The sequence below is a fragment of the Pandoraea sp. CB10b_02 genome (assembly GCF_002216225.1).
Taxonomy (GTDB): Bacteria; Pseudomonadota; Gammaproteobacteria; order Burkholderiales; family Burkholderiaceae; genus Pandoraea; species Pandoraea nosoerga.
The window spans coordinates 130,825-154,444 of record NZ_NJGW02000010.1; the positions used below are offsets into that span (position 1 = coordinate 130,825).

At 66.7% G+C, this 23,620-nt stretch carries 19 protein-coding genes and 1 riboswitch; of the genes, 4 read left to right on the top strand and 15 right to left on the bottom strand.

All coding sequences use genetic code 11. From position 1 onward, the window contains the following. Window positions 1-102: 102 nt before the first annotated feature. The 6 genes from CDN36_RS13090 to CDN36_RS13115 all read right to left on the bottom strand — a co-directional run bounded on the left by CDN36_RS13090 (window position 103) and on the right by CDN36_RS13115 (window position 4,244). On the bottom strand, window positions 103-360 hold the full coding sequence (locus CDN36_RS13090; RefSeq protein WP_150556067.1) for an STAS domain-containing protein: 258 nt from the start codon (window positions 358-360) through the stop codon (window positions 103-105). 4 nt (window positions 361-364) lie between these two features. Continuing rightward, on the bottom strand, window positions 365-985 hold the full coding sequence (locus CDN36_RS13095; RefSeq protein WP_150556066.1) for an MlaC/ttg2D family ABC transporter substrate-binding protein: 621 nt from the start codon (window positions 983-985) through the stop codon (window positions 365-367). A gap of 198 nt (window positions 986-1,183) precedes the next feature. Next, window positions 1,184-2,077 carry an MlaA family lipoprotein gene (locus CDN36_RS13100; protein WP_287496946.1) on the bottom strand — a complete coding sequence of 298 codons (894 nt, stop codon included), beginning with the start codon at window positions 2,075-2,077 and terminating at the stop codon, window positions 1,184-1,186. Between the two features lie 5 nt (window positions 2,078-2,082). Continuing rightward, window positions 2,083-2,607: an outer membrane lipid asymmetry maintenance protein MlaD gene (gene mlaD, locus CDN36_RS13105; RefSeq protein WP_150556064.1), complete on the bottom strand. Its 525-nt coding sequence runs from the start codon at window positions 2,605-2,607 to the stop codon at window positions 2,083-2,085. A gap of 54 nt (window positions 2,608-2,661) precedes the next feature. Continuing rightward, window positions 2,662-3,429, bottom strand: a complete 768-nt coding sequence (gene mlaE / locus CDN36_RS13110; protein WP_150556063.1) for a lipid asymmetry maintenance ABC transporter permease subunit MlaE — start codon at window positions 3,427-3,429, stop codon at window positions 2,662-2,664. Beyond that, complete coding sequence (locus tag CDN36_RS13115) at window positions 3,426-4,244, bottom strand: ABC transporter ATP-binding protein (protein ID WP_150556062.1); 819 nt, start codon at window positions 4,242-4,244, stop codon at window positions 3,426-3,428. The genes mlaE and CDN36_RS13115 overlap by 4 nt, the downstream gene beginning before the upstream one ends. A gap of 379 nt (window positions 4,245-4,623) precedes the next feature. Here CDN36_RS13115 and CDN36_RS13120 point away from each other — a divergent pair, with 379 nt between their 5' ends. Next, window positions 4,624-5,181, top strand: a complete 558-nt coding sequence (locus CDN36_RS13120) for a GNAT family N-acetyltransferase (protein WP_287496947.1) — start codon at window positions 4,624-4,626, stop codon at window positions 5,179-5,181. Between the two features lie 47 nt (window positions 5,182-5,228). On the opposite strand, the gene CDN36_RS13125 is transcribed toward CDN36_RS13120, so the two are convergent. From CDN36_RS13125 to CDN36_RS13140, 4 genes are all read right to left on the bottom strand, one after another. Then, a complete protein-coding gene (locus CDN36_RS13125) occupies window positions 5,229-6,425 on the bottom strand; it encodes a thiamine phosphate synthase (RefSeq protein WP_287496948.1) in 1,197 nt (398 codons plus the stop codon). Between the two features lie 64 nt (window positions 6,426-6,489). After that, the gene (locus CDN36_RS13130) at window positions 6,490-7,335 is read right to left on the bottom strand and encodes a thiazole synthase (protein WP_287496949.1); all 846 of its coding nucleotides are present in this window, start codon (window positions 7,333-7,335) and stop codon (window positions 6,490-6,492) included. 1 nt (window position 7,336) lies between these two features. Next, the gene (gene thiS, locus CDN36_RS13135) at window positions 7,337-7,534 is read right to left on the bottom strand and encodes a sulfur carrier protein ThiS (RefSeq protein ID WP_150556058.1); all 198 of its coding nucleotides are present in this window, start codon (window positions 7,532-7,534) and stop codon (window positions 7,337-7,339) included. Between the two features lie 16 nt (window positions 7,535-7,550). Beyond that, the gene (locus CDN36_RS13140) at window positions 7,551-8,675 is read right to left on the bottom strand and encodes an FAD-dependent oxidoreductase (protein WP_287496950.1); all 1,125 of its coding nucleotides are present in this window, start codon (window positions 8,673-8,675) and stop codon (window positions 7,551-7,553) included. A gap of 145 nt (window positions 8,676-8,820) precedes the next feature. Continuing rightward, a riboswitch (TPP riboswitch) is annotated at window positions 8,821-8,949 on the bottom strand. 359 nt (window positions 8,950-9,308) lie between these two features. On the opposite strand from CDN36_RS13140, the gene CDN36_RS13145 reads away from it, so the two are divergent. The 3 genes from CDN36_RS13145 (at window position 9,309) to CDN36_RS13155 (ending at window position 13,369) form a co-directional block, all read left to right on the top strand. Next, complete coding sequence (locus CDN36_RS13145; protein ID WP_287496951.1) at window positions 9,309-11,144, top strand: ABC transporter ATP-binding protein/permease; 1,836 nt, start codon at window positions 9,309-9,311, stop codon at window positions 11,142-11,144. Between the two features lie 94 nt (window positions 11,145-11,238). Further along, the gene (locus tag CDN36_RS13150; protein ID WP_150556055.1) at window positions 11,239-12,039 is read left to right on the top strand and encodes an SDR family NAD(P)-dependent oxidoreductase; all 801 of its coding nucleotides are present in this window, start codon (window positions 11,239-11,241) and stop codon (window positions 12,037-12,039) included. Between the two features lie 70 nt (window positions 12,040-12,109). Then, a complete protein-coding gene (locus CDN36_RS13155; RefSeq protein ID WP_287496952.1) occupies window positions 12,110-13,369 on the top strand; it encodes an MFS transporter in 1,260 nt (419 codons plus the stop codon). Between the two features lie 93 nt (window positions 13,370-13,462). Here CDN36_RS13155 and CDN36_RS13160 read toward each other — a convergent pair whose 3' ends face one another. From CDN36_RS13160 to CDN36_RS13180, 5 genes are all read right to left on the bottom strand, one after another. Next, window positions 13,463-14,386 carry an SMP-30/gluconolactonase/LRE family protein gene (locus CDN36_RS13160; RefSeq protein ID WP_150556053.1) on the bottom strand — a complete coding sequence of 308 codons (924 nt, stop codon included), beginning with the start codon at window positions 14,384-14,386 and terminating at the stop codon, window positions 13,463-13,465. Further along, entirely contained in the window at window positions 14,383-15,207 is an 825-nt protein-coding gene (locus CDN36_RS13165) for an NAD-dependent epimerase/dehydratase family protein (protein WP_150556052.1), read from the bottom strand. The genes CDN36_RS13160 and CDN36_RS13165 overlap by 4 nt, the downstream gene beginning before the upstream one ends. 158 nt (window positions 15,208-15,365) lie before the next feature. Then, complete coding sequence (locus CDN36_RS13170) at window positions 15,366-16,706, bottom strand: MFS transporter (protein ID WP_150556051.1); 1,341 nt, start codon at window positions 16,704-16,706, stop codon at window positions 15,366-15,368. Window positions 16,707-17,174: 468 nt separating this feature from the next. After that, window positions 17,175-18,641 (bottom strand): glutamate synthase subunit beta, encoded by a 1,467-nt coding sequence (locus CDN36_RS13175; RefSeq protein ID WP_150556050.1) that lies wholly within the window; start codon window positions 18,639-18,641, stop codon window positions 17,175-17,177. Window positions 18,642-18,736: 95 nt separating this feature from the next. Next, window positions 18,737-23,470 (bottom strand): glutamate synthase-related protein, encoded by a 4,734-nt coding sequence (locus CDN36_RS13180; RefSeq protein WP_477642610.1) that lies wholly within the window; start codon window positions 23,468-23,470, stop codon window positions 18,737-18,739. Window positions 23,471-23,620 lie beyond the last annotated feature (150 nt).

Sequence of the window (23,620 nt, forward strand, 5' to 3'; positions counted from 1 at the left end):
TCCACCGCCCGTCGCCCCTCTCCCGCTCTCCCGCCGGGTTCGCCGCGGCATAAAAAAAGCGCCGTCCGAAGACGGCGCCTGGCAGCGGTCCGACCCGACCGATCAGCTCGAGAGCAGGTGATCGACGCCGTACACCAGCGCGAGGCTGGCCAGCCCGGTCGGCAAGTTAGTGAACGCCAACGTCTTGCCCCGCTGTGCCGCATGCCGGCGCAAGGCCAGCAGCACGGCAATTGCCGACGAGTCGAAGTGCTTGAGGCCGGCGCAGTCGACGTGGGTCTCGCCCGCATCGATGCGATCGATGGCCTGCGCGAGCACGTCGCCGGCGGTGTCGTGAGTAAGGTCGGTCTGCAACGCGAGCATGCGCTTACTTGCCGCCTGCGAGTTGCTGATTGCGCTCGGTCAGGAACTTGATCAGACCGTCGACGCCCGACTGGTTGACCTTCTCCGCGAACTGGTTGCGGTACGTCTGGATCAGCCAGGCGCCCAGCACGTTCAGATCGTAGAGCTTCCATTCGCCGCTGGCCGTCTTGTACAGCCGGTAGTCGAGCTCGATGGGCTGGCCGTTGTTGATGACGTCGGTATACACCACGGCGTCGGTGTCGCTCGGCTGACCGCGGAACGGCTTGTAATTCACCTGCTGGTCGCGGATTTGCGCGATGGCGCCCGCGTATGTACGCAGCAGCAGCGTCTTGAACTGTTCGGTGAGCTGTTGGCGCTGTTGCGGCGTGGCGTTGCGCCAGGCAGCGCCGGTGGCGAGCTGCGTGGTCTTCGAGAAGTCGGCGTGCGGCATGATCTTCTGCTCGACCAGTCGCGTGATGCTGTTCAGATCGCCCTTCTGGATGTTCGGGTCGCTCTTGGCGGCGGCCATCACGTCGGTCACGGTCTGCTTGACCAGCGCGTCCGGGGTCTGCGCCTGCGCCATGGCAGCGCCGGCGGCGGTGTACGTCATGAATGCCATGACGGGAATGAGCCAGAACTTCTTCATTGTGGACTTCCTCTTTCGAGTGACGAGTGTTGCGGGGTTGGATACCCGCGTCGCGTCGGGAGTTCTCCGATCGACGCCAGCGTCGTGTAACAAACTGTTGCCCGGCGAGCCCGCCGGTGCCGTGCCACCCGACGGGTCGCGCACGGCAAAGGCATGGCGCGGATCGCACCGGTCCGGCGAACCACGCGCAGCGCGCAATCAGCGGCGCAACGGCAGTCCGCCCGGGACCATCTTGCCCGGCACCGGCGAGCCTTGCGGCGCTTCCGGTTCGGCCTTGGCGCCCGACGCGGGTGCTGGCGCGCCGGCCGGCATCGGCTGCCCGCCCGCACCGGCGGGCGCAGCGCCTGCGCCGGCACCCGCCGCGGCGGCGCCGCCCTCGTCTTCGTAGTTCGGCAGCGCGGCGTTACCCGAGGCCCCGCCGTTGATCAGATACTTGCGACGCGCCAGATAGGCGTCGCGCGTGAACGAGTACGGATCAAGTGCCGCGGCTTCGAGCAGGTTCGACGCGTCGAGCAGGTTGGCGCGGGTGTTGACCAGACGCACGCCGTAGATCGTGTAGCTCACCCAGTCCGGCTTGATGTACGACGTCGGGTCGATGAACATGTTGCCCGCCAGGCCGACCGTGTCGCGCACCGTGCTCGGGCCGAGCAGCGGCAGCACCAGGTACGGGCCATCGGGCAGCCCCCACTTGCCGAGCGTCACACCGAAATCCTGGCTGTGCTTGGGCAGACCGGCCGGGGATGCGAAGTCGACCAGACCGCCGACACCGAACACGGTATTGATGGTCAGGCGCATCAGATCCTGCACGGCCGCCGTGACTTCGAGCTGCAGCAGGTTATTGGCGAAGTTGTAGACGTCGCCGATGTTCGAGAAGAAGTTCGTGACCATGTCGCGCGCCGGCTCCGGCACGACGAAGCGATAACCCTTGGCCACGGGCGTCATGACAGCCTTGTCGAGCTTGTCATTGAACGTGTACATCGAACGGTTGAACCCTTCGATGGGGTCCGCGGGGTTCGGATTCGTGACAGTGGCGCAACCGGCCAGCGCCATCGCGCCGGCGGCCAGCACTGCCGAAGTACGGAAGCTGGTCATTTCTCTTATTTTCCTTGGGTTACCGTCGCTGCCGGTGCGGAGGCCGACGCTGCGCCGCCCGCCTGGGCGCCGCCGGCGTCTGCCGCCTTGTTGTACAGGAACTGGCCGATCAGGTTTTCCAGCACGATCGCCGATTGCGTGAGCGTGATCGTATCACCGGCCTTGAGCATCTGGTCGTCGCCGCCGGGCTCCAACCCGATGTACTGCTCGCCGAGCAGCCCCGAAGTCAGGATCTTGGCCGACGAGTCCTTCGGGAATTGATACTGCGAATCGATGTTGAGCGTGACGTCGGCCAGATAGCGCTTGTCGTCGAATTTGATCGACGCCACGCGCCCGACCACCACGCCCGCGCTCTTGACCGCGGCGCGCGGCTTGAGGCCGCCGATATTGTCGAAGCGCACCGTCACGGGGTACGAGCTCGAGAACGACAGCGAGCTCATGTTGCCGGCCTTGAGCGCGAGAAAAAGCAGCGCCGCGAAGCCGAGAACCACGAACAGGCCGACCCAGAAGTCGAGGGGGTGTTTTTTCATTGTGTCAGTGTGCGCAAACGGTCTGTCGATAAGGTTGGCAGGCAAGCCGGCCCGTTAGCTGAACATCAGGGCCGTGAGCAGGAAGTCGAGACCGAGCACGGCAAGCGACGCCTGCACCACCGTGCGTGTGGTCGCACGCGAGACGCCCTCCGGCGTCGGCTGTGCCTCGAATCCCTGATACAGCGCGATATACGTGACGGCGATACCGAACACGAGGCTCTTGACCACGCCGTTGGCGACGTCCGACCAAACGTCCACGCCGCCTTGCATCTGCGACCAGAACGCGCCGGAATCCACGCCGATGAGTTGCACGCCCACGAGATAACCGCCGAAGATGCCCACCGCCGAGAAGATCGCCGCGAGGATCGGCATGGCGATCACGCCCGCCCAGAAGCGCGGCGCCACGACGCGCGCGATCGGGTCGATGGCCATCATCTCCATCGCGGTCAGTTGCTCGCCGGCCTTCATCAGGCCGATCTCCGCGGTAAGCGACGTACCCGCGCGGCCGGCAAACAGCAGCGCCGTGACCACCGGTCCGAGCTCGCGCACGAGCGAGAGTGCCACCAGTAGGCCGAGCGCCTGTTCCGAGCCGTACTTGTTGAGCGTGTAATAGCCTTGCAGCCCCAGCACGAAGCCGACGAACAGCCCCGAGACCGCAATGATGACGAACGAATAGTTGCCGACGAAATGAATCTGGTCGGTCACGAGCCGCGGACGGCGCAGCAGCGCCGCGCTCGACGCGAGCATGCGCAGGAACATGCGGGCGCCGTATCCCAGGCGCTCCACGTGGCCGCGAACGAAACTGCCGATAGTGGTGATCATGCACGCGCTCCGATGCCGAAGTCTTCCGCGAGCGGCGGCGCGGGATACTGGAATTTCACGGGCCCGTCCGGCTGCGCCTCGATGAACTGGCGCACCGTGGGGTCGGTCGAGGCGCGCAGCGCGTCGGGCGTACCCTCGGCGGCGATGCGGCCTTCACTGATGAAATAGATGTAGTCGGCGATGGCGAAGGTCTCCGCCACGTCGTGCGAGACGATGATCGAGGTAGCGCCGAGCGCGTCGTTGAGCTTGCGGATCAGGTTCGCGGTGATGCCCATCGAGATCGGATCCAACCCGGTAAACGGCTCGTCGTACATGACGAGATCGGGATCGAGCGCGATCGTGCGCGCAAGCGCTACGCGACGCGCCATGCCGCCCGAAATCTCGGCCGGCTTCATGTCGCGCGCCCCCCGCAGACCCACGGCGTTGAGCTTCATGAGCACCAGATCGCGTATGAGCGACTCGTCCAGTCGGGTGTGCTCGCGCAGCGGAAACGCCACGTTGTCGAACACCGTCATGTCGGTAAACAGCGCGCCGAACTGGAACAGCATGCCCATGCGACGGCGCAACCGGAACCAGCCGTCGCGATCGAGCGTGGACACGTCCGTGCCGTCGAAATCGACCGTGCCGCGGCTCGCATGCACGAGTCCGCCGATCAGACGCAGCACGGTCGTCTTGCCGCAGCCGGAGCCGCCCATGACCGCAATCACCTTGCCGCGGGGAAACCGCATATTCAACCCGGAGAGCACGAGTCGTTCGCCATAACCGAAGCTGACGTCGCGCAATTCGAGCAGATTTTCCGGGTTCGGGGTAGGCACGTTTCGGGTCTTATAGTGCGGCGCAAAACGCCAATTATAGGGGGGAATGCCGATCGATGCCGCGCACTGGCGGCTCGCCGGCGCGAGTATGGGCAACGTCCGGCGGCATTTTACAGGGCCTTCGCGGATCGACGGCGCCGCGTTCCGGTCAATGCAACGGACAAAATGCCAGCCGCGGCAAGGACTTACCGGCGGTGGCGGCAGCGGTGTTGCGCCGTTGCTACAATATTCCGCTTGACGCAACAACCTGTCGAGCCGGATGTCCGCCGCCAAACGCTTCCCTCCCTTGCCCTTGCGGCCCCTTCCATCCGTTCGGCCCTTGCCGGGCGACGGCCGGCGTCCTCCCGCTGACGAAGCCCGGACGTTTCAGATCCGTCCGATGCGGCCCGACGATCTTCCCGAGGTGCTGTCCGTGCAGGCGCAGGCCTACGGGAGCGCCATGCTCGAATCGGAAGCGGCGCTTGCCTCCCGCCTGCATCTCTCTCCCGCAACGTGCTGGGTCGCTACAGACGCCATGGACGCCATGGCGTTGGCGAATGTCGACGCGAGGCACGCGCCAGCCCGCGCGGCAACCTCAAACGCCGAACGCTCGCGTGTGGCCGGCTATCTATTCACACATCCATGGCGGATCGCAGCGCCGCCGCCGCTCGATACCGTGCTCGACACGCTGCCCGACGCGCCCGACTGCTGGTACGTGCACGACATGGCGCTCGCGCCGCGCACGCGCGCCGCCGGCGTCGCCAGCCGCCTCTATGCGGCCGCGCTCGAATCGGCGCGGGGATTGGGCCTGCAGGTGTCCGCACTCGTCGCGGTGCAGCAATCGCAGGGTTTCTGGGCGCGCTTCGGCTATGCCGTGGCGACGGACGTCTCCCCACTCATCGCCGCCAAGCTCGCCGGTTATGGCGACGGGGCGGTCTTCATGACGCGTCGCCTGTAAGGCTCCGCCGCCACCCCCGCCCCCCGCGCGCCCTGCGCAAGCCTTCCTCAGGCGCGCTTCGCGAACTCGCGTTGCATGCCCCGCACCGCGGCGGCCACGTCCGCGGCCTGCGTCACGGCGCGCACGACGGCGGCAGATCCCACCCCGGTATCGAGCACGCGAGGCAGGTTGCCGGCATCGATGCCGCCGATGGCAACGAGCGGGTAATGCGGCGCCACCAGCTTCACATAGCGCGCGAGCTTCGCCAGCCCCTGCGGCGCGGTGGCAATCACCTTGGTCGTGGTCGGAAACACAGCCCCGACGGCGAGATAGCTTGGCCGGAAATGGTGCGCCGCGAGAATTTCGTAATAGCCGTGCGTGCTGATGCCAAGCCGCATGCCGCTCGCGTGCAATGCCGCGACTTCATCGGCCGAGAGCGCCGCCATGTCCTCTTGCCCCAGATGCACGCCGTAGGCCCCGGCCTGCGCGGCTTCGCGCCAGTGGTCGTTGATGAACCAGGCGCCGTCGCGCGAAACGCGCTCGGCGGCCCTCACCACCCGCGCGATCTGCTCGTGCAGTCCCGGATGCGCGGGATCCTTGATCCGCAACTGCACCGTGCCGACCTGCAGGTCGGCCATGCGCTCGCACCACCCGGCATCCGGCAGTACGGGATACAGCCCGAGACGCGGCGGGCACGCCGGGAAGCGTCCGGGTGACGGCGCCTGACCGAGGACCGTGGGGAACGTCTCCAAGACCGTCGGCCATTCGCCGAGCGCGGCCGCGTCCTCGGCGCGGGCGTGGCTGCCGTCGCTGCGCCAGGCGCGTCCCAGCACCAGGGCGTCGTGCGGCGCAAAGCCGCAGTCGAGAAACGCCGCGAAGGCCGGGAAGAACGCCGGATCGTCGACACCGGCGATGCGATAGACAGCGTCCGGCGTGTACAGGGCATCTTCGGCGTGCCCCGGCACCGTCGCGCGGGTGACGAGCACCACGGCACCCGCGGCGCGCCACGCGTCGATCTGCAACGACGCGGCGCCCGCCTCGTGTGTCGACGCCGCCGACAGCCGGACCACATCTCCCTGGCCGGCGTGCGCGGGCGGCTCGACATGCAGGCGCCACGACGGTGCGCCATCGTCCGCGGTGGCCGGCCACGGGGCAAGGCGCGCCCGAATCGCCCCGGCGGCTTGCTGCCACGCCGTTGCGGCTGGCGCGCCGGCCGGCAGCCATTGCACATGCGAAAGCCTGGCGGCGCGGGCGGGCGTCGTCATTGAAAATCCTCGTTCGACGGATGGAAGGGTGTCGGGTGGGCTGCGGGCAAGCCCGCAGCCGGCGTCATGCGCTCGTCTGGTGCCAGAATGGCACGCCGACGACCGGCGTGCTCGCTTGCGCGCTCTCGCGCTCGGCCATCGGCCCGGCGAGCCACGCCGCGCGCCCGGCCCTGATCGCGGCGGCAAACGCGCCGGCCATCTCCACCGGCTGCGCGGCGAGCGCCACGGCGGTATTGAGCAGCACGCCGTCGAAGCCCCATTCCATGACCTGGCAGGCGTGCGACGGCAAGCCCAGGCCGGCGTCGACGATGAGCGGGGTGTCCGGCAGACGGTCACGCAGCAGGCGTAGTCCGTAGGGATTGATCACGCCCTTGCCCGTGCCGATCGGCGCGCCCCACGGCATGAGCGCCTGGCAGCCCACGTCGAGCAGCCGGCGGCACAACACCAGATCCTCCGTGCAGTACGGCAGCACCTTGAAGCCGTCGCGGATCAGTTGCTGGGCGGCCGTCACCAGACCGAACGGGTCGGGCTGCAACGTGTAGTCGTCGCCGATCAGCTCGAGCTTGATCCAGTCGGTCTCGAAGACTTCGCGCGCCATCTGCGCGGTCGTCACCGCCTCCTGCACCGAGTGGCAGCCGGCGGTATTGGGCAGCACCGGCACGGCCAGGCGCCGCAGCGTCTCCCAGAAATGGCCTTCCGAGGCCTGCGCGCCGGCGCCCGAGAGCTGGCGACGCAGCGCCACCGTCACCATGCCCGGCCGGGCGGCGTCGATCGAGTCGTTGAGCGCCTGCAGCGACGGGTAGCGCGCCGTGCCGAGCAAAAAGCGGCTGCCAAAGCGAGTGTCGTACAGCGTGAGAGCGTCGCGCACGCTGCCCGCGGCCACGTTGGCCGATTCCGTGAATGCGTTCATCTCAGCCTCCGGCCACCGGTTGCACGACATCGATCCTGTCGCCGTGCGCGAGCGCGTGCGCGGCGTATTGCGTCTTGGGCACGAATTGCCCGTTGACCGCCGCGGCGAACGGCGGCCTGGCGCCGTAGGCGGCCAGCGCCTCGGCCAGCGTCGCCGTCTCGGCCACGCTCAGTGTCTGTTGATTGATGTGGATGTCCATCGTGTACCGCTCCCTCTCATGCCCGGCGGAACAGATCCGGCCACGGCCGGCTCGCTCGCCACGTCTCCCAGTCGAACGCGTGCCCCGTTCCCGTTGGCGCGTCCGTCGTTTGCATCAATGCCTGCGCGAGCGCGCACGCCTCGCCCGTCACCGCCGGCGCGAGCAGATAGCCGTGGCGATACAGGCCGTTCACACGCAGCAGCCGCTTGCCGTCCCATTGCACGCGCGGCAGATGATCGGGCAGCGCCGGCCGGCAATTGACGTTCAGCTCCACAATGCGCGCCTCGCCGAACGCCGGGTTCAGCGAGTGCGCCGCCGACAGCAGCTCGAGCGCCGAGCGCACCGTCATTGGCGACATGTCCTCCGACTCGAGTTCGGTCGCACCGATCACGTACAGATCGTTTTCCTTCGGCGCGATGTAGATCGGATAGCGCGGGTGCAGCAGGCGCACCGGGCGGCGCAGACCGATACCCGGCGCGTGGATGCGCACGACTTCGCCGCGCACGCCGCGCAATTGCGGGAGCGCGCCACGCGCGCCCAGGCCGCGACAGTCGATGACGAGACCGGCCTCCGGATAGGCGCCCTCTCCGATTTCGGTGTGCCAGTGCAGCGCGGCGCCCGCTTTCGCGAGGCCGGCCGCCAGCGCGCGCAGCAATTGACGGTTGTCGAGCTGCCCCTCGTTGGGCAGCAGCCAGCCTTCCTGAAAACGCCCCGCGAGCGCCGGTTCCACCTCGCCCAATTGCGCGCCCGACACCCGCTCCACCCCGCCGCGCAGCAGCTCGGGCGGCGCGTTGGCGCGCATGCGTCGATCGAACATCACCGCTTCCGCGCGGTCGGGCTGATGCCAGACGACAAGCGTGCCGTTGCGCTGGAAGAACACCGGTTCGGGCAGGCCGTCGATCAGCGAGGGCCAGCGCCCGAGGCCCGCGGCGCCCATCGCGACGATGCTAGGTTCGGCCACGGCGGCTTCGGCCAGCGGCGCGAGCATGGCGGCGGCCACCCAGCCGGCGGCCGAAGCCCCGTCCGCGCCGCCTCGCTCGTAGAGCGCCACGCGCGCGCCCGTGCGAACCAGTTGCCAGGCGAGCAGACGGCCGGCCAGGCCGCCGCCGAGCACCGCGACGTCGGGAGTCGAAGCGCTCATACGCGCACCGCCGCGCGAGCCGTCACGGCGCACACGCACTCAGGACAATCCGAAGGAAAAATCGCAGGGACTTGCGAAAGGCAGCGCATGGGGTCCTTTCCTCATGAAAGCAAAAGGACGAAACGGTGTTGGACACCTTACCCCACTGGAGGAGTCGGAAACTTCCCACGCCGGTATTACCCGGGTCGGGTGCAAAGGGTCTCTCTCAGCCCCGTGCCACTCGTCACGCATGGTTCACACCCGCGTTCGGTACGGAGCACCCCTGTTTCGCCCGCAGTCATTACAACATAGATGCCGACGCCCGTGCAAGCCGGGCCTCCCGGGCGGTTGCACGCTCGCCGCGTCTCGTTTTTTGACGAATCCCCGGACCGTTGTAACAGTGCGTAAACTGAATTTCGACGACACGCGGGTTTCGGGCCGGAATTCGTGCAACGCATCATCTAACGCGCCGGTCAAACCGACCGTCGGACAGCGGCGCACGCGCAGGCGTTTGCCCCACGCCCGCGCGATCGCCGCCGCGTGCCCGCCATAGCACGACCGCATGGCACGACCGCATGGCACCACCCCATAACACAACCCCATAACACCGCCCCATAACACGTTGCATCACAGCGGCCGCGCCGCCAGACGATCATGGCCCACACGCCCAAGTCCCCCACACCTGCCGGCACGCCGCCGGCCGCTCACCCCGCCCGCGCTGCCCGCGCTGCCGCGTCACTGCCGAAGGCTCCGGGCGCCTGGCAATTGATCCGGCCCTATTGGGTCTCGGAAAAGCGCTGGGAGGGGCGGCGTCTGCTGGCGCTCGTCATCGCGCTGAACCTCGCGGTCGTGTTTATCAACGTGCGGCTCAACGCCTGGAACACGGGCTTCTACGACGCTCTCGACAAGCGCGACTGGCCAGTCTTCAAGTCGTCGCTCGCCGAATTCGCGGTGCTTGCCTTCAGCTTCATCATCATCGCGACGTTTCGCACCTACTTCCGGCAAATGCTGGAAATCAAGTGGCGGCAGTGGGTCACCGACGCCAATCTGACGAAATGGTTTGCGCAGCAGGCTTACTACCGCATCGAGCGCGATCATCTCGCGGACAACCCCGACCAGCGTATTTCGGAAGACATCCGCACGCTCGTCAGCTCGTCGCTCTCGCTCTCGCTGGACCTGCTCACCACGCTCGTCTCGCTGTTCTCGTTCGTCACCATTCTCTGGACGATTTCCGGCGCCGTGTCGTTCGCGCTGGGCGGCATGAACATCACGATTCCCGGCTACATGGTCTGGGTCGCGGCGCTATACGCGATCGTGGGCTCGTTCTTCATCTTCAAGGTGGGCCGCCCGCTGGTGGGCCTGAGCTATCGTCAGCAACAGGTCGAAGCCGACTTCCGTTTCCTGCTCGTGCGTCTTCGCGAATCGGCCGAGCAGGTCGCGCTCTATCGCGGCGAGGGCGCCGAGCTCTCGCGTCTGAAGGCCGCCTTCGGCGCCGTGCGCGAGAACTGGTGGCAAATCATGGTGGTGACCAAGCGCCTGATTTTCGCGAACTCGATCTACGGGCAGATCGCCATCGTGTTCCCGATCATGGCTGCGGCCCCCCGCTACTTCGCCGGCGCATTTACGCTCGGCGTGCTCATGCGGATCATCGACGCGTTCGGACAGGTGAGCGACGGCTTCTCCTGGTTCGTGAACAGCTTCGCAACGCTGGCCGAGTGGAAAGCCACCGTCAACCGTCTGCGCGAATTCACGCGCGTGGTGGACGCGCCGCCGCGCGAAGGCGGTATCTCGGTGGTCACCGCGCAGTCCGCGTCGCTCTCGTCGGCCGCCTATGCGGCGACGGACCTCCAGCTCGCGCTGCCGGACGGCGCGCCGCTCGCCGCCGCCGGCTCGTTCGCGTTCGCGCCGGGCTCGCGCTGGCTCATTCGCGGGCGCTCGGGCAGCGGCAAGAGCACGTTGCTGCGCGCGCTGGCGGGCCTGTGGCCGTTCGGCGCCGGCCGCGTGGACGTTCCGGCGGGCGCGCGCGTGCTGTTCCTCTCGCAGCAGAGCTACCTCCCCATCGACACGCTCAAGGCCGCGCTGGCCTTCCCGTCGTCGCCGGAGGCGTTTACCGACGACGAGTGCCGCGACGCGCTCGCCGCCGTGAACCTCGGCCAGTATCTGGACGACCTGCCGAACGTCGCCCACTGGGCGCGGCGGCTCTCCGGCGGGGAACAGCAGCGCCTGGCCGCGGCGCGCGCGTTGCTGCACAAGCCCGACTATCTGTTCCTCGACGAAGCGACCAGCGCACTCGACGTGGAAACGGAGCAAGCCGTATACGCAGCGCTCCATACCCGCCTGCCGGCGACGACGATGGTGAGCGTGGCGCATCGCGACACGCTCTCGCACTTTCATCAGCACACCATGACGCTGCGCGGTGCTCGCGAGCAGGCGGCCGACGCACAGCGCACGAGTCGCGCCGACCCGCCGCAGGCGGTGGACGCGGCGTAGTTCGTTCACCTGCTAAATAATATTGACGCGCCTGTCCCGAGGCGCGGGCGGTTTGGCATAATCACGAGCACCCTAGGCATTACACGGGCTCATCGTGACCACCCCCACTCCCTCGTCCGGCAGCGCCGACACGACTCAGCGCCGGACCATCGTCGTCACCGGCGCCGCTTCCGGCATCGGCGCGGCCATCGCCCGCCGGCTCGCCTCCCCCGACACCCGACTGCTGCTGCACACGCGCGGCGCCTCCGACGCCAGCCGCACGCGCCTCGCCGACGTCCGCCAGACCTGCGAGGCCGCCGGCGCGCAATGCGCGCTGTGGTTTGGCGACCTGTGCGAGGCGCCCGCAGCCACGCGACTGATCGACGCCGCGCGCGACGCGTTCGGCGCCGTGGACCAGATCGTGAGCAACGCCGGTTTCGCCACGCGCGAGCGCCTGACCGACATCGACGCCGACGCCTTCGCCCGCACGCTCTCGGCCATGCCCGGTGCGTTCGCCGCAATCCTGCGTGCGGCGCTGCCCGACCTGCAGCGCTCGGCGTGCGCCAGCGTCGTGGCCGTCAGTTCGTTCGTCGCGCATCGTTTCGCGCCGAATCAGGCCGGCTTCCCGGCGACGGCCGCCGCCAAGGCCGCGATCGAGGCGCTCGCGAAGAGCGCCGCCGCCGAATACGCGCGCGCCGGCGTGACGGTCAACTGCGTCGCGCCCGGCTACACGCGCAAGGACAGCGGTCACTCGGCAATCGATCCGGCCGCATGGCAGCGTGCGGCGCACGCCACGCCGACCGGGCGCCTGTGCGAGCCGGACGACATCGCCGCGCTCGCCGCCTTCCTGCTCGGCCCGCACGCGCGGCAGATCACCGGGCAGGTGATTCACGTCGACGGTGGATTGACACTCTGAACGAGCGCCGCGCGACAAACCTCCCTACATCACACATAACGACAAGCACACGGTCCACCGAGGAGTCTTCATGGCATTCTTTTCCTGGTTCAAGGAACTCAACACGAAGGAGCGCAAGGCCCTGTATGCGGGCTTCGGCGGCTACGCCGTCGACGCGTTCGACTTCATGATCTACTCGTTTCTCATCCCCACGCTCATCGCCGCGTGGGGCATGTCGAAGAGCGAGGCCGGCATGATCGCGACGAGTTCGCTGATCTCGTCGGCCGTGGGCGGATGGCTCGCCGGCATTCTCGCGGACCGCTACGGCCGCGTGCGCGTGCTGCAGTGGACCATCGCCACCTTCTGCCTGTTCACGTTCCTCTCGGGCTTCACGCACTCGTTCTGGCAACTGCTCGTCACGCGCACCCTGCAGGGCATCGGCTTCGGCGGGGAGTGGACGGTCGTCACCATGATGATGGGCGAGATGATCCGCTCGCCGCAGCATCGCGCCAAAGCGGTCGGCACGGTGCAAAGCAGCTGGTCGGTCGGCTGGGGCGCCGCCGCGCTGCTCTACTGGTTCTTCTTCGCCGTGTTCGAGGCTGACACCGCATGGCGAGCGTGCTTCTGGATCGGCATCGTGCCCGCGCTGTGGATCACCTACGTGCGCCGCAACGTGTCGGATCCGGAGATCTTCACGCAGACGCGCAAGCAGGTTGCCGAAGGCGCGCTCAAGAGCAACTTCGCGCAGATTTTCGCACCCGCGCACGTGAAGACGACGATTCTCGGCAGCCTGCTGTGCAGCGGCATGCTCGGCGGCTACTACGCCATCACCACATGGCTGCCGACCTATCTGAAGACCGAGCGCGGGTTGTCCGTGTTCAACACGAGCGCGTACCTCATCGTGCTGATCGTGGGGTCGTTCGTGGGTTACATCGTCGGCGCGATTCTGTCCGACAAGTTCGGACGCCGCGCGGCGTTCATCTTCTTCGCGGTGGCGTCGTTCCTGCTGGGCATGGCCTACACGATGCTACCGATCACCGACGGTGCGATGCTGCTGCTGGGCTTCCCGCTGGGCATCGTGGTGCAGGGCATCTTCGCGGGCATCGGCGCGTATCTGACGGAGCTGTATCCGAACCATATCCGCGGCTCCGGCCAGGGTTTCTGCTACAACCTCGGGCGCGGCATCGGGTCGTTCTTCCCCATCGGGGTCGGCATGCTCGCGCAGACGGGCTCGCTCGTGAAGGCGATCGGCATTGTCGCGGGCGGCGGCTACCTGCTCGTGGTGGTGTGCGCGCTGCTGCTGCCCGAAACGCGCGGCAAGGCGCTCACGGCGGCCGACCCCGCGCGCTGAAGCCGACGGGCGGCAAGACGGGACGCCGGATCGCTCGTCGCGGCGCCATCGACGGCGCTCGAATGCCGCGCGGCGTCGCGAGCGCCGTCTCTCCTACACGAGTGCCGCCGGCAACGTCCCCGCATAGGGCGTCTCCGGCAGTCCCTTCACGCCGCATCGCACGGCAAATACGTGACCGTCCTGATCGGTCGCGTTCGCGCCGGGGCGAATCGACGTCACGAACAACGTGTCGAACTCGCGCCCGCCGAACGCGCACATCGACGGTTTGGACACCGGCAGCAGGATTTCCCGATCGAGATCGCCCCTGGGCGTGAAGCGCAGCAGTCGGCCGCCGTCGTTGGCGCACGTCCAGTAGCATCCGTGCGCATCGACCGCCGCGCCGTCGGGCCGCCCCGGATACCGGTTCATGTCGACGAACAGGCGCCGCGCGCTGATGGCGCCGCTCGCCGCGTCGAAATCGTATGCCCACACGCGTCGACGCGTGGGATGCGAGTCGCTCAGATACATCGTGCGACTGTCGGGAGAAAAGGCCAGCCCGTTCTGCGTCACGAGCCCGTCGACGAGCGGCGCGGACAACTGCCCTTGCGCGTCGAAGCAGAACAGCGAACCGGCATCGCTCGCGAGCGACATGTCCTGCACCATCGTGCCGGCCCAGAAGCGGCCCTGACGATCGCAGCGGCCGTCGTTGAAGCGCATGCCCGCCGCCGGGAACGCCGGCGCGGCCAGCCGCCGCCATTGCGCCGCGGTAACGTTTGCGTCAGCGCCCAGCTTCGCCGCGAACAGCCCCGTCTCGGCGCCAACGAGCAGCGTGCCCGAAACATCGAAGGAGAAACACGCCACCTGCTCGGGGAACGTCCATTGCCGGTGCTCGCCGTCAGCGGGCGTTACTCGATGCAATTGCCGCGCGGGGATGTCGACCCAGTACAGCGCCTGCTCGTCGGCGCGCCACAGCGGGCTCTCGCCCACCGCGTGCGGTGTCGGGCGCGACGGCTCGAGCCGTTCGATCGACACGCTCATGGCTTGGGCTCCATCGGCCCGAGCAGCACGAAGGGGCCGCCCTGATAACGCTGCGCCCAGTCGTCCATCTGCGGATCGGGCGCCTTGGGCGGGAACAGATGCGCAAACTCGGCCGAGCTGTCTTGCGGGCGGAAGCCGAGGAACGCCGCCTTCGTGTTGTCGACCCACAGCGTGGGGTTGTTCGACACGCCGTAGACGATGGCGTGTCCCACGCGATTCGTGAACAGCGAGCAGCGCACGAGTTCGACGAAATCCCGATAGCTCAGGTACGTCACCATCATGCGCGGATTCTTCGGTTGCTCGAACGACGAGCCGATGCGCAGGCACACCGTCTCCAGACCGAAGCGGTCGAAATAGTAGCGCGACAGGTCTTCGCCGAAACACTTGGAGATGCCGTACATGCCGTCAGGGCGATGCGGTGCATCCACGTCCAGTACTTCGGTGACCGGATGGAAACCGACGGCATGGTTGGAGCTGGCGTAGACGATGCGCTTCACACCGTGCTTCTGCGCCGCGCTGTAGACGTTGTACAGCCCGAGGATGTTGGCTTGCAGGATGTCGTCGAACGGCGCCTCGACCGAGATGCCGCCCAGATGCACGAGGGCGTCCACGCCTTCGAGCAGCGCATGCACCGCCGCACGATCGGCGAGGTCCACCTGCATCGCTTCTTCGTGCGGCGCTTCGGCCGCGATCGGCGCGATGTCGCTCACGCGCACGATGTCCGCCCATTGAGCGAGTTTGCCGCGCAGTTGTTTGCCGAGATTGCCCGCCGCGCCGGTCAGCAGCAGACGGCGGTACGGTTTGCCGGAAGTCTGGCTCATGTCACTCCTCATTCATCGCTGGATCGCCATGCACGCCGCGGTGCATCGCCACTCTCACACCGACGCCGCGCCGCTCGCCGCGAGCGCGTCGCCTCATGGTTCCTACGCCGGGTCAGGCGCCGGCCGCCGTGCGGGGGGGCCTGATGGGCCTGATGTGTCTAATGGGCCTGATGCGCCTGATACGGGGCCTGGGCCGCATGCGCGTCGCCCCGCGCGCCCGACTGTGGCGCGACCGTGCCCGGAATGACTGGCTTGACCGGCTTGACCACCGTCCACAGAATCACCGCGCCGATCAGGTCGCCCAGTCCCAGCGCCACGAAGAACGGCGCATAGCCGAGTGCCGTCACGAACGTGCCGATCACCAGCGTGAAGAGCAGGTTGCCGATGCCGGCGGACAGGCTCGCCAGCCCCGTGGCCGTTGCCACTTCGTTGCGCGCGAACAGGTCGGCCGACATCGAGATCACCGTGATCGAGAGCGTCTGATGCGCGAAGCCGCCGAGACACAGCAGGAAGATCGCCATCATCGGGTCCTTCACGAAGCCCACGCCGCACATCGCCGTCATGATGATCGCGCCGATCGTGAATACCACGCGCTTGCCGTTGAAGATGGTGATGTTGAAGTGCTTGTTCAGCCACAGGGAGATCGTGCCGCCCATCAGACAGCCGACGTCCGCCGCCACGAACGGCAGCCACGCGGTCGCGGCGATCGTCTTCAGATCGAAGCCGCGCGCCTGATTGAGATACAGCGGCATCCAGAAGACGATCGTGCCCCACACCGGATCGGCGAACAAGCGCGGCAGCGCGATGCCCCAGAAGTTGCGCTGGCGCAGGATGGAAAGCGGGCTGGGCTTGCGGGCGTCGGCTGCGGCGTCGACCGCGCGGCCTTCGTTGATATAGTCCGACTCGGCCTGCGTGAGCGACGGGTGATCGGTCGGGTGACGGTAGAAGACGAGCCACAGCACGCCCCACACGAGGCCCATGCCGCCTGCGATCACGAACGCCGTCTCCCAGTTGTAGCGCATGATCGACCACGCGATCAGCGGCGGCGCGAGAATCGCGCCAACCGACGTGCCGATGTTGAAGATGCCTGCCGCCAGGGCGCGCTCCTTCGTCGGAAACCAGAACGCGGCGGCGCGCATGCCGGCGGGAATGAACGACGCTTCGGCCAGCCCCAGCAGCCCGCGCAGCACGAACAGGCCGATCCAGCCGTCGGCCAGGCCGTGCAGCATGCACACGACCGACCACGTAACGCCGCACAACAGGAAGCCCAGACGCAGCCCGATGCGGTCCATCAGGTAGCCGGTGAGCGGCGCACCGATCGGATACAGGACGAGAAAGGCGCCGGTGATCCAGCCGTACTGCTGAGTGGTAATGTGGAGATCTTTCATTACCGTGGGGGCGGCGACCGCAAGCGAGCTGCGCGCGAGGTAGTTCATGACCGTGCCGAGCGTCAGCAGCCCGATCATCCACCAGCGCAGGCCTTTGATCTTCAGTGCCATGATGGGTGTCTCTCTCCGTAATTTATTCTGTTGCGGGCCCGGGCTCGCATGGAGAGGCATCCTACGTCAGATGATGTACGATGACAATGGCTGAAAACGGTGTTTACGGATAATCCCTAAGGTTTCTCGCTCGATTCCGAATTCCGTCGATTCCCTTGACACCGCTGAAACTTGCACATATTGGGAGCGTTCTGCCGCATACCGAAAAGGCAATCGACGCTTGAATGTATGACGTCCTATGTCTAGGCATTTTCGATCATTTGGCGACTCGTCGGCCCCTCTTCCGCCACGCCCGCGCGGGCAAGAAAAAACCGCCCGGACGTTGCCGTCCGGACGGTTTCTTCACAGTGGCGCGGCGGCCTACCCCCGCGCCTCCTCCTCTCAACCTCTGCCCATCTCGTATTCACGAGGTTTCGTCAGGTGTAACCGTGTGCGCTCGGCACGGGCGCACGGCAAGACCGATGGCGCTCAGCGCGGCAGCTCCGAGTGCCCCATCAGGAATTCGTCGACGGCACGCGCGCACTGGCGGCCTTCGCGAATTGCCCACACCACGAGCGACTGACCGCGACGCACGTCGCCGGCCGCGAACACCTTCGGCAAATTCGTCGCGTAGGCGCGCTCGCCTTCGGTCGACGCACGCACGTTGCCGCGCGCATCCTTGTCCACGCCGAACGCGTCGAGCACGGTCTGCACCGGCGAGACGAAACCCATCGCGAGCAGCACCAGATCGGCCTTGAGCTCGAACTCCGAGCCGGCGATTTCCTGCATCTTGCCGTCCTTCCATTCGAGACGCACGGCGATGAGCTTTTCGACCTTGCCGTTCTTGCCTTCGAAGCGCTTGGTGGCGACCGACCAGTCGCGCTCGCAACCTTCCTCGTGGCTCGACGACGTGCGCAGCTTGGTCGGCCAGTACGGCCACACCAGCGGCTTGTTCTCCTGTTCGGGCGGCTGCGGGAGCAGCTCGAACTGGGTGATGCGCTTCGCGCCGTGGCGGTTCGACGTCCCCACGCAGTCCGAGCCGGTGTCGCCGCCGCCGATCACGATCACGTGCTTGCCCGTCGCCGTCAACTGCTTGGCCAGCTTGTCGCCCGCGTTGACCTTGTTCTGCTGCGGCAGGAACTCCATCGCGAAGTGAATGCCATCGAGCTCGCGCCCCGGCACCGGGAGATCGCGCGGCTGCTCGGCGCCGCCGGCAATGACCACCGCGTCGAACTGCGCCTGCAACTGCTCCGGCGAGATCGTCTCTTTGGAGAAATTGTTGATGTGCGCGTCCGGCGCGTCCTTGCCGACGTACACGCCGGTGCGGAAGGTCACACCCTCGGCTTCCATCTGACGCATGCGGCGATCGATCAGCCACTTCTCGAGCTTGAAGTCGGGGATGCCGTAGCGCAGCAGGCCGCCCACGCGATCGTTCTTCTCGAACACGGTCACGTCGTGACCGGCGCGCGCGAGTTGCTGCGCGACCGCGAGCCCGGCAGGGCCGGAGCCGACCACGGCGACCGTCTTGCCGGTCTTGTGTTTCGCCGGTTGCGGCTCGACCCAGCCTTCGCTCCACGCCTTGTCGATGATCGCGTGTTCGATCGACTTGATGCCCACCGCGTCGCTGTTGATGTTCAGCGTGCAGGCGGCCTCGCACGGCGCCGGACAGATGCGGCCCGTGAACTCGGGGAAGTTGTTGGTCGAGTGCAGCACCGAGATCGCCGATTTCCAGTCCTGGCGATACACCAGGTCGTTGAAATCGGGAATGATGTTGTTGACCGGGCAGCCGTTGTTGCAGAACGGAATGCCGCAGTCCATGCAGCGCGCCCCCTGCACCTTCGCCTGCTCGTCGGAGAGCGCGAGCACGAACTCCTTGTAGTGCTTCACGCGTGCCAGCGGTGCTTCGTAAGACTCGCTCTGGCGCTCGAATTCGAGAAAACCTGTGACCTTGCCCATGTTTCTTCAGTCGGAAAGTTTTGTGGTTACCGTGCCTCGTCCGCGCGCGGCACGCCGCGGGGTCCTTGCCCCACGGCTGTGCCGCGCAAACGGCGTCAGGCCGCCAGTGCTTGCTTGTCGTTAGCCTTCGCCATGTCGCCCAGGGCGCGCTTGTATTCGTTCGGGAACACCTTCACGAACTTGCGGCGCGCGCCGTCCCAGTCTTCGAGCAGCGCCTTGGCGCGCGTCGAACCGGTGTACTGGAAGTGGCGCTCGATCAGCTCGCGCAACTGCGCTTCGTCCGTCTGGCCGCGATGCCACAATCCCGGGCTCACCGTGCGCTCCTGCTCACCGTGCGGCAGCACCGGATCGAGCGCGACCATGGCCGTGTTGCACTTGGCGGCGAACGTGCCGTCGGCGTCGTACACGTAGGCCACACCTCCCGACATGCCGGCGGCGAAGTTGCGGCCGGTCTCGCCGAGCACGACCACCGTACCGCCGGTCATGTATTCGCAACCGTGATCGCCCGTGCCTTCCACGACAGCCGTGGCGCCCGAGTTGCGCACGCAGAAGCGTTCGCCGGCCACGCCGTTGAAGAACGCCTCGCCTTCGATCGCGCCGATCATCACCGTGTTGCCCACGATGATGTTGTCCTCGGCGTTGCCGCGGAAGTCGTTGGTCGGACGCACGATGATGCGGCCACCCGACAGGCCCTTGCCCACGTAGTCGTTGCCGTCGCCGACGAGGTCCAGCGTGATGCCGCGCGCGAGGAATGCGCCGAAGCTCTGGCCCGCCGTGCCCTTGAGTTGCACGTGGATCGTGTCGTCGGGCAGACCCTCGTGACCGTAGCGCTTGGCCACTTCGCCCGAGAGCATGGCGCCGACCGTGCGGTTACGGTTGCGCACGGGCTGGATGAACGACACATGCTCGCCCTTCTCCAGCGCCGGCATCGCCTTCTCGATCAGCGCGTGATCGAGCGCGCCGGCCAGGCCGTGGTCTTGCGACTCGACATGCAGGCGCGGCACTTCGGCTTCCACTTGCGGCAGATGGAAGATGCGCGAGAAGTCGAGCCCCTTCGCCTTCCAGTGCTCAACGCCCGCCTTGGTGTTGAGCAGGTCCGCGCGGCCGATCAGGTCGTCGAACTTCGCGATGCCCAGTTGCGCCATGATTTCGCGCACTTCCTCGGCCACGAAGAAGAAATAGTTGACGACATGCTCCGGCTTGCCCTGGAATTTCCTGCGCAGTACCGGATCTTGCGTCGCCACGCCCACCGGGCAGGTGTTCAGATGGCACTTGCGCATCATGATGCAGCCCTCGACAACGAGCGGCGCGGTGGCGAACCCGAATTCGTCGGCGCCGAGCAGCGCGCCGATCACCACGTCGCGGCCGGTCTTCATCTGACCGTCGGCCTGCACGCGGATACGGCCGCGCAGACGGTTGAGCACCAGCGTCTGCTGCGTTTCGGCCAGCCCCAGTTCCCACGGCGTGCCGGCGTACTTCACCGACGAGAGCGGCGAGGCGCCCGTACCGCCGTCGTGACCGGCGATCACCACGTGATCGGCCTTGGCCTTAGCGACGCCGGCGGCAACCGTGCCCACCCCCACTTCCGAGACGAGTTTCACCGAGATCGACGACGACGCGTTCACGTTCTTCAGATCGTGAATGAGCTGCGCCAGGTCTTCGATCGAGTAGATGTCATGGTGCGGCGGCGGCGAGATCAGGCCGACGCCCGGCACCGAATAGCGCAGCTTGCCGATGTACTCGGTCACCTTGTGGCCCGGCAGCTGACCGCCTTCGCCCGGCTTCGCGCCCTGCGCCATCTTGATCTGGATCTGGTCGGCCGACACCAGATAGTCGGCTGTCACGCCGAAGCGGCCCGAGGCCACCTGCTTGATCTTCGAGCGCAGCGAATCGCCGTCCTGCAGTTCGATGTCGGTCTCGATGACGTCGCGACCCACGATCGACGCGAGCGACTCGCCCTTCTTGATCGGAATGCCCTTCAGTTCGTTACGATAGCGGCGCGGATCTTCACCGCCCTCACCGGTGTTCGACTTGCCGCCGATACGGTTCATCGCGACAGCCAGCGTGGCGTGCGCTTCGGTCGAGATCGAGCCGAGCGACATGGCGCCGGTGGCGAAGCGCTTCACGATTTCCTTGGCCGGCTCGACCTGATCGAGCGGGATCGCGCGCTGCGGATCGACGCGGAACTCGAACAGACCGCGCAGCGTCATGTGCCGCTTGCTCTGGTCGTTGATGAGATTCGCGTATTCCTTGTACGTCTGGTACGAATTCGAACGGGTCGAGTGCTGGAGCTTGGCGATGGCGTCCGGCGTCCACATGTGGTCTTCGCCACGGATGCGGTACGCGTATTCGCCGCCGGCGTCGAGCATGTTGGCGAGCACCGGGTTCTCGCCGAAAGCATCGCGATGCAGACGCACCGCTTCTTCGGCCACTTCGAAGATGCCGATGCCGCCGACGTTCGACGCCGTGCCCTGGAAGTACTTCTGCACGAGTTCCTGCGACAGGCCGATGGCCTCGAAGATCTGCGCGCCCGTGTACGACATGTACGTCGAGATGCCCATCTTCGACATGACCTTGTGCAGGCCCTTGCCGATCGCCTTGACGAAGTGCTTGATCGCCTTTTCCGGCGTCAGGTCGCCGCCTTGCTTGCGGGCGATCTGTGCGAGCGTTTCCATCGCGAGGTACGGGTGAACGGCTTCCGCACCGTAGCCGGCGAGCAGCGCGAAGTGATGCACCTCGCGCGCCGAACCCGTCTCGACCACGAGACCGGTGCTGGTGCGCAGGCCCTGCGCGACCAGATGCTGGTGCACGGCCGACGTGGCAAGCAGCGCCGGGATCGCCACCTGCTCGCGATTGGTCAGACGGTCCGAGACGATGAGGATGTTGTAGCCCGACTTCACGGCGTCCACGGCTTCCGCGCACAGCGAGGCGAGGCGCGCTTCGATGCCTTCCTTGCCCCATGCGACCGGGTAGCAGATGTTGAGCTCGTAGGAGCGGAATTTGCCGCCGGTGTACTTGTCGATGTGGCGGATCTTCGAGATTTCCTTGAAGTCCAGCACCGGCTGCGACACCTCGAGACGCATCGGCGGGTTGATGTTGTTCGTGTCGAGCAGGTTCGGCTTCGGGCCGATGAACGACACGAGCGACATCACCATGTTCTCGCGGATCGGGTCGATCGGCGGGTTCGTCACCTGTGCGAAAAGCTGGCGGAAGTAGTGATAGAGCGTCTTGTTCTTGTTGCTCATGACCGCGAGCGGGCTGTCGTTGCCCATCGAGCCCACGGCCTCTTCGCCGTTGATCGCCATCGGCGTCATCAGCAGCTTCACTTCTTCCTGCGTGTAACCGAACGCCTGCTGCAGGTCGAGCAGCGGCGTGGCCGTGTCGTGGTGCACGCCGGCCTCCTCGACCTTCGGTTCGATCTCGTCGAGCTTGATGCGCACGGCGTCGATCCAGCTCTTGTACGGCTTGGCGTTGGCCAGGTTGTCCTTGAGCTCCTTGTCGTCGATGATGCGGCCCTGCTCCATGTCGATCAGGAACATCTTGCCCGGCTGCAGGCGCCACTTCTTGACGATCTTGGACTCGGGAATCGGGAGCACGCCCGACTCCGAGGCCATGATGACCATGTCGTCGTCGGTGATCAGATAGCGCGCCGGACGCAGGCCGTTGCGATCAAGCGTGGCGCCGATCTGGCGGCCGTCGGTGAAGGCGATGGCCGCCGGGCCGTCCCACGGCTCCATCATCGCGGCGTGGTACTCGTAGAACGCACGGCGGTTCTCGTCCATCAGCGTGTGCTGCTCCCAGGCTTCGGGGATCATCATCATCACGGCGTGGGCGAGCGGGTAGCCGGCCATCGTCAGCATTTCGAGGCAGTTGTCGAACGACGCGGTGTCCGACTGGCCCGGGTAGATCAGCGGCCACAGCTTCTGCAGATCGTTGCCGAGCACGGCCGACGAGATCGCGCCCGTGCGGGCGTTGATCCAGTTCACGTTGCCCTTCACGGTGTTGATTTCACCGTTGTGCGCGACCATGCGATACGGGTGCGCCAATTCCCAGGCCGGGAACGTGTTCGTGGAGAAACGCTGGTGGACGAGGGCGAGCGCCGAGACGGTGCGCGGATCGGCAAGGTCGCGGTAATAGCGGCCGACCTGATCGCACAGCAGCAGGCCCTTGTAGACGATGGTGCGCGCCGACATCGACGGCACGAAGTATTCCTTGCCGTGCTTGAGCTTGAGCGCCTGGATGCGGTGGCTGGCGGTCTTGCGGATGACGTACAGCTTGCGCTCGAGCGCGTCCGTCACCATGATGTCCTGGCCGCGGCCGATGAAGATCTGACGGATCACCGGCTCGGTGGCCTTCACGGCCGGCGACATCGGCATGTCGCGATCGATCGCGACGTCGCGCCAGCCCAGCACGACCTGACCTTCCGCCTTCACGGTGCGCTCGAGTTCCTGCTCGCAGGCCAGGCGCGACGCGTGTTCCTTCGGCAGGAAGATCATGCCGACGCCGTATTCGCCAGCCGGCGGCAACGTCACGCCCTGCTTGGCCATCTCTTCGCGGAAAAACTGATCGGGAATCTGCAGCAGGATGCCCGCGCCGTCGCCCATCAGCGGATCGGCGCCGACGGCGCCCCGGTGGTCGAGGTTTTCGAGAATCTTCAGACCCTGCTCGACGATGGCGTGGCTCTTCACGCCCTTGATGTGAGCCACGAAGCCGACGCCGCAGGCATCGTGTTCGTTGGCCGGGTCGTACATGCCCTGTGCGTCCGGCGCCGAGTACGCCTCACCCGGCAGCGCTGCTGCCGTCGCAATCGGTTGCTGTTTCTTTTCCACGAGTTACACCGTCTCTTGGCGAGGTCGCCGCGCGCATGCTCGTCGCGGTCGACCGGGTTAAGTGGGGTTGGCCGGGCCGGCCAGAGCTGCGGATTCGCGCACGTCGAAGGTCTTTCTCGGGCGTTGCCACAGGGGGCCGACTCAGCGCGC

Bases quoted from the DNA above. Each gene is read 5' to 3' on its own strand.
- CDN36_RS13095 (WP_150556066.1), bottom strand. From the start codon at position 985: ATGAAGAAGTTCTGGCTCATTCCCGTCATGGCATTCATGACGTACACC.
- mlaD (WP_150556064.1), bottom strand. From the start codon at position 2,607: ATGAAAAAACACCCCCTCGACTTCTGGGTCGGCCTGTTCGTGGTTCTC.
- CDN36_RS13090 (WP_150556067.1), bottom strand. From the start codon at position 360: ATGCTCGCGTTGCAGACCGACCTTACTCACGACACCGCCGGCGACGTG.
- CDN36_RS13145 (WP_287496951.1), top strand. From the start codon at position 9,309: ATGGCCCACACGCCCAAGTCCCCCACACCTGCCGGCACGCCGCCGGCC.
- CDN36_RS13120 (WP_287496947.1), top strand. From the start codon at position 4,624: ATGCGGCCCGACGATCTTCCCGAGGTGCTGTCCGTGCAGGCGCAGGCC.
- CDN36_RS13165 (WP_150556052.1), bottom strand. From the start codon at position 15,207: ATGAGCCAGACTTCCGGCAAACCGTACCGCCGTCTGCTGCTGACCGGC.
- CDN36_RS13155 (WP_287496952.1), top strand. From the start codon at position 12,110: ATGGCATTCTTTTCCTGGTTCAAGGAACTCAACACGAAGGAGCGCAAG.
- CDN36_RS13125 (WP_287496948.1), bottom strand. From the start codon at position 6,425: ATGACGACGCCCGCCCGCGCCGCCAGGCTTTCGCATGTGCAATGGCTG.
- CDN36_RS13175 (WP_150556050.1), bottom strand. From the start codon at position 18,641: ATGGGCAAGGTCACAGGTTTTCTCGAATTCGAGCGCCAGAGCGAGTCT.
- CDN36_RS13130 (WP_287496949.1), bottom strand. From the start codon at position 7,335: ATGAACGCATTCACGGAATCGGCCAACGTGGCCGCGGGCAGCGTGCGC.
- CDN36_RS13160 (WP_150556053.1), bottom strand. From the start codon at position 14,386: ATGAGCGTGTCGATCGAACGGCTCGAGCCGTCGCGCCCGACACCGCAC.
- CDN36_RS13100 (WP_287496946.1), bottom strand. From the start codon at position 2,077: ATGACCAGCTTCCGTACTTCGGCAGTGCTGGCCGCCGGCGCGATGGCG.
- CDN36_RS13170 (WP_150556051.1), bottom strand. From the start codon at position 16,706: ATGGCACTGAAGATCAAAGGCCTGCGCTGGTGGATGATCGGGCTGCTG.
- mlaE (WP_150556063.1), bottom strand. From the start codon at position 3,429: ATGATCACCACTATCGGCAGTTTCGTTCGCGGCCACGTGGAGCGCCTG.
- CDN36_RS13140 (WP_287496950.1), bottom strand. From the start codon at position 8,675: ATGAGCGCTTCGACTCCCGACGTCGCGGTGCTCGGCGGCGGCCTGGCC.
- thiS (WP_150556058.1), bottom strand. From the start codon at position 7,534: ATGGACATCCACATCAATCAACAGACACTGAGCGTGGCCGAGACGGCG.